The organism is Fusobacterium sp. DD2, assembly GCF_018205345.1.
In the GTDB taxonomy this organism is placed as follows: Bacteria; Fusobacteriota; Fusobacteriia; order Fusobacteriales; family Fusobacteriaceae; genus Fusobacterium_A.
In genome coordinates this window covers 1-16,264 of sequence record NZ_JADRHM010000055.1, presented here as the reverse complement: position 1 = coordinate 16,264, position 16,264 = coordinate 1, and the positions used below count along the sequence as shown (strand labels likewise).

12 protein-coding genes are annotated in these 16,264 nt (G+C 31.8%); 8 read left to right on the top strand and 4 right to left on the bottom strand.

The window, feature by feature from the left end; genetic code table 11:
* Positions 1-288 precede the first annotated feature (288 nt).
* Complete coding sequence (gene glmS / locus IX290_RS08610; RefSeq protein WP_211492809.1) at positions 289-2,112, top strand: glutamine--fructose-6-phosphate transaminase (isomerizing); 1,824 nt, start codon at positions 289-291, stop codon at positions 2,110-2,112.
* A 14-nt stretch (positions 2,113-2,126) separates the two neighbouring features.
* A complete protein-coding gene (locus IX290_RS08605) occupies positions 2,127-3,905 on the top strand; it encodes an aminopeptidase P family protein (protein WP_211492808.1) in 1,779 nt (592 codons plus the stop codon).
* 228 nt (positions 3,906-4,133) lie between these two features.
* Here IX290_RS08605 and IX290_RS08600 read toward each other — a convergent pair whose 3' ends face one another.
* A complete protein-coding gene (locus IX290_RS08600) occupies positions 4,134-4,997 on the bottom strand; it encodes a DUF535 family protein (RefSeq protein ID WP_249168911.1) in 864 nt (287 codons plus the stop codon).
* Between the two features lie 111 nt (positions 4,998-5,108).
* Positions 5,109-6,230: an acyl-CoA dehydrogenase family protein gene (locus IX290_RS08595; RefSeq protein WP_211492806.1), complete on the bottom strand. Its 1,122-nt coding sequence runs from the start codon at positions 6,228-6,230 to the stop codon at positions 5,109-5,111.
* A 134-nt stretch (positions 6,231-6,364) separates the two neighbouring features.
* Between IX290_RS08595 and IX290_RS08590 the strand changes: the two genes are divergently transcribed.
* Both IX290_RS08590 and IX290_RS08585 read left to right on the top strand, forming a co-directional pair.
* Positions 6,365-7,264: a LysR family transcriptional regulator gene (locus IX290_RS08590; protein ID WP_211492805.1), complete on the top strand. Its 900-nt coding sequence runs from the start codon at positions 6,365-6,367 to the stop codon at positions 7,262-7,264.
* Between the two features lie 10 nt (positions 7,265-7,274).
* Positions 7,275-8,669 carry a potassium/proton antiporter gene (locus tag IX290_RS08585; RefSeq protein WP_211492804.1) on the top strand — a complete coding sequence of 465 codons (1,395 nt, stop codon included), beginning with the start codon at positions 7,275-7,277 and terminating at the stop codon, positions 8,667-8,669.
* Positions 8,670-8,774: 105 nt separating this feature from the next.
* On the opposite strand, the gene IX290_RS08580 is transcribed toward IX290_RS08585, so the two are convergent.
* A complete protein-coding gene (locus IX290_RS08580; protein ID WP_211492803.1) occupies positions 8,775-9,209 on the bottom strand; it encodes a Fic family protein in 435 nt (144 codons plus the stop codon).
* A gap of 177 nt (positions 9,210-9,386) precedes the next feature.
* A complete protein-coding gene (locus IX290_RS08575) occupies positions 9,387-11,501 on the bottom strand; it encodes a glutamine synthetase III (RefSeq protein ID WP_211492802.1) in 2,115 nt (704 codons plus the stop codon).
* A 227-nt stretch (positions 11,502-11,728) separates the two neighbouring features.
* Here IX290_RS08575 and ptsP point away from each other — a divergent pair, with 227 nt between their 5' ends.
* From ptsP to IX290_RS08560, 4 genes are read left to right on the top strand one after another with little or no spacing between them, the layout of a single operon-like run.
* Positions 11,729-13,486, top strand: a complete 1,758-nt coding sequence (gene ptsP / locus IX290_RS08570; RefSeq protein WP_211492801.1) for a phosphoenolpyruvate--protein phosphotransferase — start codon at positions 11,729-11,731, stop codon at positions 13,484-13,486.
* Positions 13,483-13,752 carry an HPr family phosphocarrier protein gene (locus tag IX290_RS08565; protein ID WP_211492800.1) on the top strand — a complete coding sequence of 90 codons (270 nt, stop codon included), beginning with the start codon at positions 13,483-13,485 and terminating at the stop codon, positions 13,750-13,752. The genes ptsP and IX290_RS08565 overlap by 4 nt, the downstream gene beginning before the upstream one ends.
* Before the next feature lies 1 nt (position 13,753).
* On the top strand, positions 13,754-14,629 hold the full coding sequence (ispH, locus tag IX290_RS11665) for a 4-hydroxy-3-methylbut-2-enyl diphosphate reductase (RefSeq protein ID WP_249168912.1): 876 nt from the start codon (positions 13,754-13,756) through the stop codon (positions 14,627-14,629).
* Positions 14,622-16,247 (top strand): 30S ribosomal protein S1, encoded by a 1,626-nt coding sequence (locus tag IX290_RS08560; protein WP_249168913.1) that lies wholly within the window; start codon positions 14,622-14,624, stop codon positions 16,245-16,247. Before ispH ends, IX290_RS08560 begins: the two co-directional genes overlap by 8 nt.
* The last annotated feature ends 17 nt before the right edge of the window (positions 16,248-16,264 follow it).

Here is a 16,264-nt window from a genome sequence, read left to right as displayed (position 1 = left end):
GAAAGCAAAAGAAGCTAAAGCAGCTAAATAGTAGAAAAACGACTGAAAAAGTTGTATAATATGAGCTGGCTATGGATAATAGCCAGCTTTTTTAAATAAAGTGGAGATTAAATATAAGAGCGCCTGAGCTTATTAAGCTGACGAGGACTGGAGTTTATCGAAATTTCGGCGGATACTTCAGAAGGTGGTTACAGCCATTGCCAACAAAACTTTAGGGTAACCCAAAGGACAAAAAGGCAGTAAGTAACAATCTCCTAGGACATTAAAAATTACATAGGAGGAAGCATTATGTGTGGAATTATTGGTTACGTTGGTATGAAAAATGAAGCTATGGAGGTAATTCTTGAAGGACTTGAAAAGCTTGAATACAGAGGATATGACTCTGCTGGAGTAGCTTTGATGGAGAATGGAAAGATATTTATCGAGAAAAAAAGTGGTAAATTAGCGAACCTTAAAAAAGCTTTAGAAGGTAAAAAGGATATCTCAACACTTGGGATAGGACACACTAGATGGGCAACACATGGAAACCCAACTGATGAAAACTCTCATCCCCATTTCAGTCAGGATAGAAAGGTTGCTATTGTACATAATGGTATAATAGAAAACTATATTGATCTTAGAAATTCCCTTGAACAGGAAGGTGTATCTTTTGCATCACAAACTGATAGTGAGGTAGTAGCTCATCTTTTCTCAAAATATTACAATGGAGATATGATTGAGACTTTGAAAAAAGTAAAATCTGTTTTAAGAGGAAGTTATGCTTTGGGAATAATAGATGTAGAGGAACCTGATAGACTTGTTTGTACAAGAAAAGAGAGTCCACTTATTATAGGTCTTGGAAAGAATAAGAATTTTATAGCATCAGATGTACCAGCTATATTGAAGCACACAAGAGATGTCATCTTTTTAGATAATGGAGAGATGGCACTTTTAGAAAAAGATAAAGTAACTGTATTTGACCAGGATGGAAATGAAATAAAAAAAGAGATACAAAGAGTGGAATGGGACAGCGAGCAGGCAAATAAAAAAGGTTACCCACACTTTATGCTAAAAGAGATTCATGAACAACCAGAAGTGGTAAAAAGAACTCTTGAGAGATATACGAAGAATGAAGATATCTATTTTGGAGAGGAATTTGAAAAAGTTGACTTTTCAAAAATAGATAATATTGTAATTGTAGCTTGTGGAACTGCATATCATGCTGGGTTACAGGGAGCTTACTTTCTTAAAAAAATGGCTGGAATTAGAGCTGATGTAGATGTTGCTTCAGAGTTTAGATATTCTGATCCATTTATAAATGACAAAACCCTTGCAATATTTGTAAGTCAATCTGGAGAGACACTTGATACATTGATGGCTATGAAACTTGCAAAAGAACGTGGAGCTATAACTCTTGCTCTTACAAATGTATTAGGGTCAACTATTTCAAGAGAGGCAGATATAGTTTTATATACTATGGCAGGTCCAGAGATATCAGTAGCATCAACTAAAGCTTATATGGCTCAAGTGGTACTTATGTATATTTTTGCTACTTACATGGGAAGAAAAAATGGAAAAATAGATGATGAAAAGTATCTTGAATATATTAAGACAATATCAGATTTTTCTGATAAAATAGAGATAGCTCTTTCAGACAAAGAGACATTACGTCAGTTGGCAAAAAAAGTCAACAGATGTAGAAATGGTTTCTATATAGGAAGAGGAATAGATGAAAAAATCGCTAGAGAAGGTTCACTAAAGATGAAAGAGGTAACATATATTCATACTGAAGCAATTGCAGCAGGAGAATTAAAACATGGTACAATTGCTCTTATAGAACCTGGAACTTTAGTGGTAGCAGTTGTTACACAGGAAGATATGGTTGAAAAAATCGTGTCAAATATAAAAGAGATAAAAGCCAGAGGAGGCTATGTAATAGCTATAACAGAAAAGGAATATTCACAGGTATTAGAAGTTGCAGATGATGCAGTATTTGTTGATAATACAAGCAGAATTTTAGCACCTTTACTTACAGTGGTACCTTTACAGCTGCTAGCATACTATACAGCAGTTGAGAAGGGACTTGATGTAGATAAACCTAGAAACCTGGCTAAATCAGTAACAGTTGAATAAAAGGGGTGATATATTTGAAAATAGCGGAAAGATTAGCAAAACTTAGAGAGCTTATGAATGAAAGAGGAATAGATTTTTATATAATCCCTTCTTCTGATTATCATCAAAGTGAGTATGTTGGGGAACATTTTAAATGCAGAGAGTGGATATCAGGATTTACAGGTTCTGCAGGAACAGTAGTTGTAACACAGGATATGGCAGGACTTTGGACTGATGGAAGATATTTTATCCAGGCTGCAAAACAGATTGAGGGAACAGGTATTACCCTTTTTAAAATGAGAGAACCTGGTGTACCAACTTATGCTGAATTTATAGGAGACAAAATAAAAAAAGGTCAATGTGTTGGATTTGACGGAAGAGTACTTTCTGTTGAACAGGTAGGAGAGCTTAAATCAAAGTTCAAATTTGATGATATTAAAATCAACTGTGATTATGATTTAATAGGTGAGCTTTGGGAAGATAGACCTGCACTTGCAAGCAGTACAGCTTTTGTTTTAGATACAAAATACTGTGGTGAAGAAACAAAATCAAAACTTGCTAGAATAAGAGAGATTCTTGTAAAAGAAAATTGTGATATGAATGTTGTGTCATCACTTGATGATATTGCATGGATATTCAATTTAAGAGGAAATGATGTAAAATGCAATCCTGTTAATCTTGCTTATGCAACAATTACAGCAGACAGGGCTATACTTTATATAAATGAGAAAAAACTTGATGAGAAAGTTGAAAAATATCTATTTAACAACTGGATTGAGGTAAGAGATTATGATGAGATATTTGAAGATATGGAACTTATTTCAAATTCAGATGTTCTTATGATGGATTTCCATAAGATTAATTATAAAGTATTTAGCAGCTTGAAAAAAAGTGTAAAAGTTGTAAATAGAAAAAATCCAAGTACTTTAATGAAGGCTTGTAAAAATGACGTAGAGCTTGACAACTTGAGAAACTGTCACCTAAGAGACGCTGTTGCAGTTACAAAATTTATGTATTGGCTAAAAAATACAATAGGAAAAGAAAAAATAACTGAGATATCAGCTTCAGATGTTCTGGAAGGCTTTAGAAAGGCTCAAAAACTTTATATAGAACCTAGCTTTGATACAATTAGTGCTTATGGAGCAAATGCTGCTATGATGCATTATAAAGCTACTAAAGAAAGTGATACAGAATTAAAACCAGAAGGACTTTTACTAGTTGATTCTGGTGGACAATATTATGATGGTACTACTGATATTACAAGAACATATGTTTTAGGAAAATGTGATGAAAAGATAAAAAGGCATTTTACTCTCACTTTAAAAGGGATGATAAAACTTTCAAAGGTTAAATTTTTACATGGTGTAACTGGAACAAACCTTGATATTTTAGCAAGACAATCTCTTTGGGAAGAGGGAATTGACTATAAATGTGGAACTGGACATGGAGTTGGATTCTTATTAAATGTTCATGAAGGACCTCAGGGAATAAGAGTACAGTATAATCCACAAGTTCTTGAAGAGGGAATGAATGTTACTAATGAACCTGGAGTATATATAGAGGGTTCACATGGAATAAGACTTGAAAATGAGCTTATTGTAAGAAAAGATGAGGCTACAGAGTTTGGTCAGTTTATGAGATTTGAAATTATGACTTATGTGCCATTGGATTTAGATGGAGTTATACCAGAGCTTTTATCATGTGATGAAAAAGAATGGTTGAATAACTATCACAAAATGGTATTTGACAAAGTATCACCTTATCTTGAAGAGAAAGAAAAAGAATGGCTTAAAAAATATACAAAAGAGATATAAAAATAAGAGGCTGTTGCAAATTTGTAAAAGATAAAATTCTCTAAGCTAGAAATTTTTTCTATTTATTTTGCTTACAGAAAGAAAATTTGAAACTCACTGCGTTCAAACAGTCAAATTTTCAGTATTCTGTTTCGCTGCATAAATTACGAAATAATTTCTAATGCCAGGAATTTTATTTTTACAGTTTTATAAGTGCAACAGTCTCTTTATTATTTTTATTATCTTTTGTTATCTTTTATTATCTGTTAAAAACTTATCAATAGATGCTTTCATCTCATCTAAAACTCTAAATCTATTATTGTACATAGATCTTTTTTTACTAGGGACATCTTCAATATTTTTTCTCTCTATCTCTTGGGGAAGAGACCACATAACTCCTTCTTTATGCCCATTTAAGCTCTCCCAGAAGTCGTCGTAATCTGCATTGATAGTTCTGTATTTTTTAAACTTATATCTTGCTGAGAGATAGATATGACTTTCATTTCCAACAGCAATTTTTTCACATTGTGGAAATAAATCATAAAGTGCTTCAATAAGAAGTTTTTTAGGAAATGTTCCATATAAACTTTTAGTAGCTGTTTTTATAATCTCAGGATCTTCACCTTTTTCAAGACCTTGAAGACCACCAATTATAATCTTATTACCTTTCATTGCAAAGGTCATCTTAGCAAGCATCTTACTATCACTGTTATAGCAAGTAAGATTAAATTCTCCCTCTTTTTCAAAGTTAGTATAAAGATTTAAAACAATAGAAAAACTATCTTCATTTTTTCCAATAACATCACATATCTTCATCTCACCATTTTTATAAAGAGTCTCTAAAGTTGCATCGTTGAAAAAATTATCCAGAAACTTATATGAAGAGATAATAATATCTACCTTATCATGAATTTTTAAAAAATTTGTAATATAAGGTCTGTGAATCTTGCTACATAAAGCTGGATATCTGTATACCTCATTTTTTAAAAATCTGTGAGTCATAAGAAAATCAGCTATTTTCTTAGAATGGTTAAAAAATAGAATATTTCTTCCAATAAATTTTATCTTCTTTTTAAATGTGTTAATCTGTCCCTTTGACGTACCATTTTTCATAACAGAATTATAAAAACTAATCTCTTTTCTCAAATAAATCACCAAACCTTTATATTCTGTTATATATTATATGGGATAAAATAGATTATGTAAATGATTAACTTAATATTTCTATTTAATATTCATATGTCCTGCAATTACAACTTTTTGAACTTCTGAAGTTCCCTCATAGATCTCTGTTATTTTAGCATCTCTCATCATTCTTTCAACTGGGAATTTTTTAGAATATCCATTTCCACCAAATAACTGAACAGCTTTAGTAGTAGTTTCCATAGCTACTTCAGAAGCAAATAATTTAGCCATTGATGCCATATATCCATAATCTTCATTGGCATCTTTTGCATTTGCAGCTCTTTGTACCATAAGTCTTGCTGCATCTATCTTAGTTTGAAGATCAGCTATTGTAAATTGGATGTTTTGGTGATGAGATATTGGTTGTCCCATTTGCATTCTTGACTTTACATAATCAATTGCTGCATCTAGTGCACCTTGAGCGATACCAACAGCTTGAGCAGCTACACCTATTCTACCACCATTAAGTGTAGTCATAGCTACTTTAAGTCCTTCACCTACATTACCAAGGATGTTTTCTTCTGGGATAATACAGTTGTTAAAATGAAGTTCAGCTGTTGAAGAACCTCTTACTCCCATTTTATCTTCAGCTTCTCCTACTGAAAATCCTTCAGTTCCTTTTTCAAGAATAAATGCTGTTAGAGTATTTTTTTCAAAATCTGTTTTAGCAAATACAACAAAAATTTCTGCTTCGTGAGAGTTTGTAATAAGAACTTTTTTACCATTTAAAATATAGTTTTTTCCCTCTTTAATTGCTGTTGTTCTAGTACCTGCTTCAGCTTCTGTCCAACCAAAAGCTCCGATTTTTTTACCTGTAGCAAGTGGAACAAGGTATTTTTCTTTTTGAGATTCATTTCCATAAGTTGCAATTGGCCAGGCACATAGAGATGTGTGAGCTGACATAATTACACCAGTTGAGGCACATACTTTTGATAGCTCCTCTACTGCAGCTGCATATGTTTCATTATTCATTCCCAATCCACCATATTTTTTATCAAATGGGATACCCATAATTCCTTCATGAGCAAGTTTTTCAATTACCTCTTTTGGAAAACGTGCCTCTTTATCAGTTTGAGCTGCCATAGGTGCGACATCTTTTTTAGCTATTTGTGATACTTTGTCTAAAAATAACTTTTGTTCCTCAGAAAATTTAAAATTCATAATATGCCTCCTATTAGATATTTATTAATATTTATTTTTTTCATGTTGATTTTATCACGAAAATAGCATAAAATAAAATTATATATTATTATATGTGTATAATAATAAATTATAGCTATGAAAGGGGAAGGATAATGCTTGATTTTAGAGTAAATACCTTTATAGAACTGTGCAAAACAAGGAATTATACCAAGACTGCTGAGAATTTACACATGACTCAGCCAGCAGTAACACAGCATATAAAACATCTTGAAGAGTTCTATCAGTGTAAGCTTTTTAACTATAATAAAAAAGTACTTACAATGACTGAGCAGGGCAAGATTTTATATAAATATCTTCTGACTTTGAGTTCTGATTCAAAAAAAATTCAGGAAGAGATCACAGAATTAGGTTATGTAAAAAGAACACTGCACTTTGGAGCTACTCTTACAATTGGTGAATATGCAATGCCAAAGATAATGGAAAAGCTCTCCATAGATTATCCAGATGTAAATATTAATTTTATGATAAGGGATACTAGAGAACTTTTGGAAGAATTAAAAAATGGCAATATTGAATTTGCTCTTATAGAGGGATTTTTTGAGAAAACTGATTATGAGTCCATAGTTTTTGCAAAGGAAACTTTTGTTGGAGTGTGTTCAGTTGATAATCCCATTGCTCAGAAGAAATGTTCCTTTGAAGATCTTTTAAGTGAAAGGCTTATTCTTCGTGAAGCTGGTTCTGGAAGCAGGGATATATTTGAAAAGATCTTGTATGAAAATAATCTGTCCATAAGCAATTTTAAAAAGAAATATGAGATAGAGAATATAAATGTTATAAAAGAGCTTGTAAAAAAAGATGTAGGAATCTCATTTTTATATAAAAAAGCTATTGAAGACGACCTTAAAGCTGGACAGCTAGCAGTTATTGATGTGAAAAACAGTGAAGAGGAGAGGGAGTTTAACTTTGTTTTTATGAAAAATAGCTTTCATAAAAAAGAATATAAACAGTGGTTTAATATAATGAAAAAAATATATAATACGTACTTGAAATGATGGAGGTGCTATGGAATATAAAATTTTAACTTGTGGAATTTTACTTATAATAAGTCTTCTGTCAATAAGACTTTCTAAAAAGGTACAAGTTCCATTATTGATAATGTTTTTGTTTATTGGTATGTTAGCAGGGTCAGAGGGAATAGGTGGAATATATTTTGATGATGCTGCAATTACCCAGAATATGGGAAACTTTGCATTGTTATTTATACTATTTTCTGGTGCCTTGGAGACTAAAAGAGAGGATGTAAAGGCAGCTTTATATCCAAGTGGAATTCTTGCAACAGTTGGGGTATTTCTAACTGCCATGTTTGCAGGAATATTTACATATTTTCTAACTAATTTCAGTCTTGTAGAAGCATTTTTATTTGGTGCTATTGTTTCATCAACAGATGCTGCAGCAGTAATATCAATGCTTGGAGATTCTGACTTAAAAAAGAGAATAAAAAGTGTTATAGAGATAGAGTCTGGAAGTAATGACCCTATGGCATATGCTTTGATACTTTTTATTATGTCTATGGTAAAAGCGGATGGAATGTCTGTTTTAGGTGGAGTTATATTTTTAATAAGACAGTTAGTTGTAGGTGCTGCATTTGGAGTGGCTTTTGGTAAACTTACACTTCCAGTAGGAAAACTTCTTAAGATAGAAAGGGAGGAATTTCTTACTATACATATGATAGCTATGCTCTTTATCTGTTTTTCTGTAACTAATATTTTAAAAGGAAATGGATTTTTAGCTATCTATCTAATGGGAATATTTATAGGAAATGAGAGATTCAGTTTCAGATTGAACACTCTTAGAAATATGAGAGTAATCTCTTGGCTTATGCAGATAACAATGTTTATATTGTTGGGATTACTGGTGTTCCCTACTCAGCTTGTAAAATTTATGCTTACAGGTAGTATACTTGCTATCTTAATAACAATTGTTTCAAGAATGGCTGTTGTATTTTTACTTTTAAGTAAATTCAGATACTCTGTAAAAGAGAAGTTTTTTATGGGGTGGGCAGGTCTTAAAGGAGCTGTACCTATTATATTTTCAACAATGGCAATTACAGAGGGAATAGAAAATTCTCAATCTATGTTTAATCTGGTTTTCTATATAGTTGTGTTTTCTGTTTTAATTCAGGGAATGACATTAAAACCACTTGCTAAGATGTTAAAACTTGTAGATAAATCAAATGATAATGAGGCTACTGAGATAGATATTGAAGAGCTGGAAGAGCTTTCAATTAAAAAACTTTATGTGGATAAAGAGTCAGATTATGTAGATAAGAGTATAAAAGAGATATCTTTCCCTAGAAGTATGCATATTATTGCAATAAGAAGAGGGGATAAGGATATTATTCCAAATGGAGATGTTGTTTTAAGAGCAGGAGATAAACTTCTGATGTCTGGACTATAATGGTGAAATTATAGAGAAAAATTTAACAAATAAGAGGCTGTTGCAATTCTAAAACCTTTTTTAGAATTTGTAACAGCCTCGTTTAATATATTTTATTATCTGTTTTTAAAACTTAGAACTGAACTGTTTTTTAACCCATTCATAAACTTGTTTTTCTGAGATATTATTATCCAGCATATATACTAAGAACATAGCCAAAACACCAGAGAAAAATTCAGTGTCAAAATTTACTTTACCAAAAGTTTCAATAAATAACATAGTTACTGCAAATGTAGTTCTTTTATTTCCATCTGAAAAGCAGTGACCTTTATTCAGGTGATATATTGTATATGCAACTCCTTCTTCAAAAGATTCGCATAGAAGTTCTGTAGAAAAAGGTTTATAGGAGAATATAGAGTTACAGTAATTTATTAATGTTCCCTCATTTATTACAGAAAACTCTCTTTTTGCAGCCTGTCTTGAATCATTTACAATAGTTTTATTTAAACTGATAATCATATCATAAAGCAATTTAGCGTCATTATTAATAAAATTAGACATGGCAATCACTTATCCTGAAGATATTTCATAGCTGTAATATTTTTATCTATTATTTTTTAGCTATGTTTTCACATTTGATTTTATTATCTTCTGAAGAAGCTTCAGTAAAATTATGTTGAATTTTAAAAGAACTTATAAACTTTTCACCAAAGGATGTTTTGTTCATATATACCTCCCTTATAATCTGAATAATAAATCATAGTAAGTTGGAATAGGCCACACTGTTTTATCTATCAGGATTTCAAGTGCGTCTACAATGACTCTCATCTCATTTAAAATAGGGATAAGCTCTTTATTGTAAAAACATGCTCTTTCATATTCATCTGGAATAGCCACAGCTTTTTTAAGTCCCTCATTAAGACTTGTAATTGTATTTTTAAGTCTATTTTTATATCCAATTACTTTAATCAGGTGTTCCTTGTCAAATTGGATATACTCCTCTTCCTTCAAAGCTTCCCTTACACTGTTAATCATTTGAGCTATATTTGTTATATATTTTATGATACATGGATAGATTTCATTTCTGGCCATTTTTACAGCAGTAGAAATCTCAATATTTGTCTGTTTATTAAATCTATCACTGTATACTTTAAATCTTGAGTAAAGCTCATTTCTTGAAAGGACTCTGTTTCTTTCAAATAAGGCTATAGTTTCCTCTCTGATATATACAGGAATTCCCTCTATAGTATTTTTTAGGTTAGATAGACCAAGTCTTTTTGCATTTTCAATCCATGCAGAGTCATATCCATTTCCATTGAAAATTATTCTTTTATGTTTATTATATCTATTTTTAATAAGTTTAATTACAGCTTTATTAATATTTTCATTTGGATCTACTTTTTCAAGATAGTCAGCATACTCTCTTAAGATATCAGCAACTATTGTATTTATCATAAATACTGGAGTTGAAGCTGAAGCACTTGATCCAGGCATTCTAAATTCAAATTTGTTACCTGTAAATGCAAATGGAGAGGTTCTGTTTCTATCTGAAATATCTTTTGGAATCTTAGGCATAGTAATATCTATATCAATAGTTTCGTTACTTCCTGTTGAATTTGTGAAATCCATCTTTCCAATATTTTCTAAAAATTCCTGTAACTGTTCACCTAAGAATATAGAGATAATAGCTGGTGGAGCTTCATTTCCTCCAAGTCTGTGGTCGTTTCCAGGAGTAGCAGTACATGCTCTTAGCACATCTGCATATCTGTCTATTCCTTCAACTACTGCCATTGTATATAGTAAAAATTGGAAGTTATCATTTGATAAGTTATCAGGATCAAATAGGTTTATACCAGTGTCAGTACACATAGACCAGTTACAGTGTTTTCCTGAACCATTTACTCCCTGGAATGGTTTTTCATGTAGAAGAGCAGCAAGGCCATGTCTTATTGCAACCTTCTTTATTGTATCCATAGCAAGATGGTTTTGATCTACTGAAACATTTGCAGAGGTAAACATCAGAGCGATTTCAAATTGGCTAGGTGCAACTTCATTATGTTTTGTTTTGGCCATTACCCCAAGTTTCCAAAGTTCTGAATCAAGTTCAGACATAAATACTTCTATTCTCTCTTTAATAGTACCATAATAATGGTCATTTAGCTCCTGTCCTTTAGGAGGTAGATTTCCAAATAGAGTACGTCCTGCAAGAACTAAGTCCTGACGTTTATCGTAAAATTCTTTTTCTACCAGGAAGTATTCCTGTTCAACACCAAGTGTAACATTTATATGTTTTGTCTTTTCATCTCCTAAAAGACGTTGTATTCTTATAGCTTCTGTCTCCAAAGTTTTAATAGAACGTAGAAGAGGTACCTTTTTATCCAGAGCTTCTCCATTATATCCTACAAAAGCTGTTGGAATATATAGGGATTTTGTAGCTCCCTCTCCTTTGATAAACATAGGAGAATTTGTGTCCCACGCAGTATATCCACGAGCTTCAAAAGTAGATCTCAGTCCACCATTTGGAAATGATGATGTATCAGCTTCTCCTTTAATCAGATCTTTTCCAGAAAACTGTGACATAATAGTACCTTCAGCAGTTACAGAGATAAAAGATTCATGCTTTTCAGCAGTTAGCTCTGTAAGGGGTTGGAACCAGTGAGTAAAATGAGTGGCACCTTTTTCAGTAGCCCAAGTCTTTACAGCATTTGCAATAACATCAGCAAGTTCAAGAGACATCTGAGCCTCTCCAAGCTGTACAGCTTTAAATTTTTTAAAAAAAGAACTGGGTACTCTACTTTTTAATTCCAGTTCAGAAAAATAATTGATGCCAAAAACCTCTAACATAGTGTTCATTAGGTGAACCTCCTCTTATTATAAAGACTAAATTGTGTACAGGTAGCTATATTAAATTATAAAATACGTAAAAAAATCCGTTTTTCTAATATTATGATTTTAGATTTTAGCACACCAGGTTTATATATTCAATATATTTTTATTTTTTTTATATATTAAAAAATTGAAAAAAAGTACAAAATAAGATATAATTTTATTTAGTTATAGGAATAAGAAGGGGGAACAACATGGAGCGTTTATTTGGTAAATCAGCTTATGAAGGTGTTGTAATTGGCGATGTATATGTTGAGAACGATACCTGTGAAAAAGAATGTGCAGTAAATATCCCCGTGTATGACATAGATGAAGAAAAAGAAAGACTGGATAAAGCAATTGAAACTGCGCTTTGCTCATTAGAGGGATTAAAGAAAAGTTTAACTGGTGAACTTGATAAAAAAGAACTTGAGATTGTAGATGCTCATCTTCTTATTATTAAAGATCCAGTGTATACAACTGATATAAAAAAAGCAATTGAAAAGGAATTAAAGACTTCTGAAGCAGCTATAAAAGAGGTATCTGATAAGTATGTAAAGCTTTTTGAAAAATCTAAAAATAAAACTTTAAGTCAGAGAGCTTCAGATATAAAAGATGTAAGTAAAAGAATAATTAAGATATTAAAAAGTGAAGATGCAGGTTGTCATCAAAGATATGATGGAAAAATTTTAGTTACAAAGGAGATTTTTCCTACAGAACTTTTGAAATTATATAAGGAAAAAATTGCTCTTAAGGGAATAATAATGGAGTATGGAGGAGAGACTTCTCACGTTGCAATCTTAGCTAAATCATTAAAAATTCCGACTTTAATGGGTGTTGATAAAGTATTTCAACATGATTGGGAAAATCAGGTTATTTTAGATACAACTGAGGATAATTCATGTGTGATACTCACTCCAAGTGAAGAGCAGCTGGCAGAATACAGTAAAAAAAGAGAGAGACTTTTAAGAAGGTATCAAAAAATTCAGGAGTGTGCAAACCTTCCTGCTATAACAAAGGATGGAGTTCCTGTTAATTTAATGCTCAATGTGGGAGCTAGTGAACGTCATAGTGATGATGATATAGATAAGAGTACTATTGCAGGAGTAGGTCTTTTGAGAACTGAACTTATCTATATGAAGAGCAGTAAGTTCCCTGATGAGGAGAAACAGATAAGAATATATAGAGATATATTAAAAGATTTTGATGATAAACAGAAAATTGTAATTAGAACACTTGATATTGGGGCAGATAAACAGCTTTCATATTTTAAAATGGAACCTGAAAGCAATCCATTTTTAGGACTTAGAGGTATAAGATTTTCTTTGGAACATAAGGATATCTTCAAGACTCAATTAAGAGCAATTTTAAGACTTTCAAGTGAAAAAAATATAAGAATAATGTATCCAATGATCACTAATATAGATGAGATAGATAGAGCTAATGAAGTATTAGAAGAGGCAAAAGCTGAATTGAGAGCAGAAGGAAAAGCCTTTAAAGAGGATATTAAAATTGGTATAATGGTTGAAGTACCTTCTGTAATTCTAATGGCAGAAGATTTTGCTCAAAAGATTGATTTTTTCAGTATTGGAAGTAACGATCTGACTCAATATATATTAGCTACAGATAGACTTTCTGAAACAGTTGGAGAGATGTATGACTGCTTTAACCCAGCAGTATTCAGAGCAATATATGAGATTAAGAAAGCAGCAGATAAGTATGGAAAAACAATGTCTGTCTGTGGAGAGATGGCTGGAGATCCAAAGGCTATGGTAGTTTTTTTAAGTATGGGAATAACTCAACTGAGTATGGTTGAATCATCAGTCCCTCTTGCCAAAGCTTTAATAAGACATCTTGATTATCAAAAATTAAGTGAAATGAAAGAAGAGCTTTTAGGATGTAATAATTCTGCTAAACTCAAAGATCTTCTTAGAGAAATATATAATATATTAGGTATAGGAGAGGTGAAATGAAAAGTAGAATTGTAGAGATAAAAAACAAAGCTGGACTTCATGCTAGACCATCTTCATTGTTTGTACAGCTGGTAACACGTTATGATTCTGATATTACAGTAAAATGTGATGGAGAAGAGATAAATGGAAAAAGTATAATGGGACTTATGCTTCTTGCTGCTGAGCAGGGAAGAAAACTGGAGCTTATTGCAGATGGACCTGATGAGGATGAGATGCTTGATGCACTTGTTGATCTTATAGAAGTTAAAAAGTTCAATGAGGAATAAGATGGAAATAATAAGAGCTAAACATATGGGATTTTGCTTTGGTGTTGCAGGGGCAATTGATACTTGTCATAAAGTACTTAAAGAAAAAGCAAATGAAAATAAGAGAGTTTTTATCTTAGGAATGCTTGTCCATAACGAAAATGTAGTTGAAGAATTAAAACAAGATGGTTTTAGAATAATTGAAGAGGAAGATATACTTTCTGGAAAAGATGATTTGGGAGAAAATGATATAGTTATCATCAGAGCCCATGGGACAACACAGGAAGTGTATCGTGCGTTATCCGAAAGAAAAGTAAAGATATATGACGCAACTTGTGTTTTTGTAGCCAAAATAAGAAAAACACTTGTAGAAATGGAAAAAGAAGGTTATAATATAGTATTTATAGGAGACAGAAACCACCCTGAGGTGAAGGGAATCATCTCTTTTGGAAAAAATGTGCAGGTATGTGCAGATTTAGATGAGCTTAAAAAAGTTGATATAAAGAGTGATAGAGAGTATTGTCTTCTTACACAAACAACTTTAAATAAAAAAAGTTTAGAAAAAATTAAAAGTTATTTGGAAAATCAACATTCAAATGTTAAAATATTAGATAAGATATGTGGAGCTACCCAGGTAAGACAGGAAGCAGTTGAAGAACTAGCTAAAGTTACAGATGTACTTATTGTTGTTGGTGGGAAAAATAGCTCGAACACAAAGAAACTTTATGAGATTTCAAAAAGTTTCAACCCGGATACTTACCTGATTCAAGATGAATCTGATCTTAACCCAGAGTGGTTAAAAGGAAAAGAAAAAATAGGTATCACTGCGGGAGCTTCAACGCCAGAAAAAATAGTAATAAATATAGAAAATAAAATAAGGGGGATCTTTAATGCATAACAATGAAAGCTATAACGAATTTGAAACATTATTAGAGGACTACTTGCCAGAAGAAAACACAAACAAGGTAAGAGTAAAGGGGAAGATAGCACAAAAAGATAGAAACTACTCATACCTAGATGCTCCAGGACAACCTACAACTGTAAGAGTTAGAAGTGAAGAACTTGAAGGATATGAACAAGGAGATGAAGTAGAAGTTCTTTTAGTTGGAGAAACTGACGAAGGAGAATACATTATCGGTTCTAGAAGAAGAATTGATATGGAAGATAACTTGAAAAAAATCAAGGAAGCTTTCGAAAATAAAGAAGTTATAAAAGCAAAAATAATCAGAAGAGTAAAAGGTGGATATATATTAACAGCATTATCTCACCAAGGTTTCCTACCTAACTCATTATCAGAAATCTCTATGAAAGATGGAGATAAAATGGTTGGAAAAGAAATAAAAGTAATGGTAAAAGATATGCAACCAGCTAGAGATAAGAGAGGAGACAAAATCACTTTCTCTAGAAAAGATATAACTATCTTAAAAGAAGAAGAAGAATTTGAAAAATTATCAGTAGGAGATATAGTTGAAGCTGAAGTAACTGATGTTATGGACTTTGGATTATCTGTAAGAATTGGTCACTTAAGAGGATTTATTCATATCTCTGAAGTATCATGGAAAAAACTTGATAAATTAAGCGACTTCTATAAGAAAAAAGATGTTGTTAAAGCTCAAGTTATCGTTCTTGAACCAGAAAAGAGAAATATCAAATTATCTATAAAAGCATTAACAAGAAATCCATGGGAAGTAGTTGCTGAAACAGTTGGAGTAGATTCAGTTGTAGCTGGTAAAGTAACTAAGTTATTACCTTATGGAGCATTTGTAGAAATAGCTGATGGTGTAGAAGGATTAGTACACATGTCAGACTTTGCTTGGAATAAGAAAAGAGTAAATCTTGGAGATTATATCCAAGTTGGAGATGAAATTCAAGTTAAAGTTCTTGAATTCAATCCTGAAAACAGAAGATTAAAACTTGGAATAAAACAACTTTCTGCAAATCCTTGGGATACTGCTGAAGAAAGATATGCAGTAGGAACAGAATTAAAAGCTAAAGTTGTAGAAGTAAAAGATTTTGGTCTATTTGCTGAAATAGAACCAGGTGTTGACGTATTTGTACACAACTCAGATTATACTTGGCCAGGAGAAGCAAATAAAAAATTCTCAGTAGGAGACGAAATAAGCTTTAAAGTTATTGAATTAAATACTGCTGAAAACAAAATCAAAGGAAGCATAAAAGCTACAACTAAGAGCCCATGGGAAAAAGCTATGGAAACTTACAAAGTAGGACAAACAGTAACTAAAGAGATTAAAAACATTCTTGACTTTGGAATGTTCGTAAATCTATGTGAAGGAGTAGATGGATTTATCCCTGCTCAACTTGCTTCAAAAGATTTCATAAAAAATCTAAAAGATAGATTTAATGTTGGAGATACTGTAAAAGCTCAAATAGTTGAAATAGACAGAGAAAAAGAAAGAATTAAACTTTCAATTAAGAAAATAGAAATAGAAGAAGAAAAAAGAGAAAATCAAGAACTTCTTAACAAATACGGAACTTCATCAACTGACGAAGAATAATTGTATTAGTTAAAATA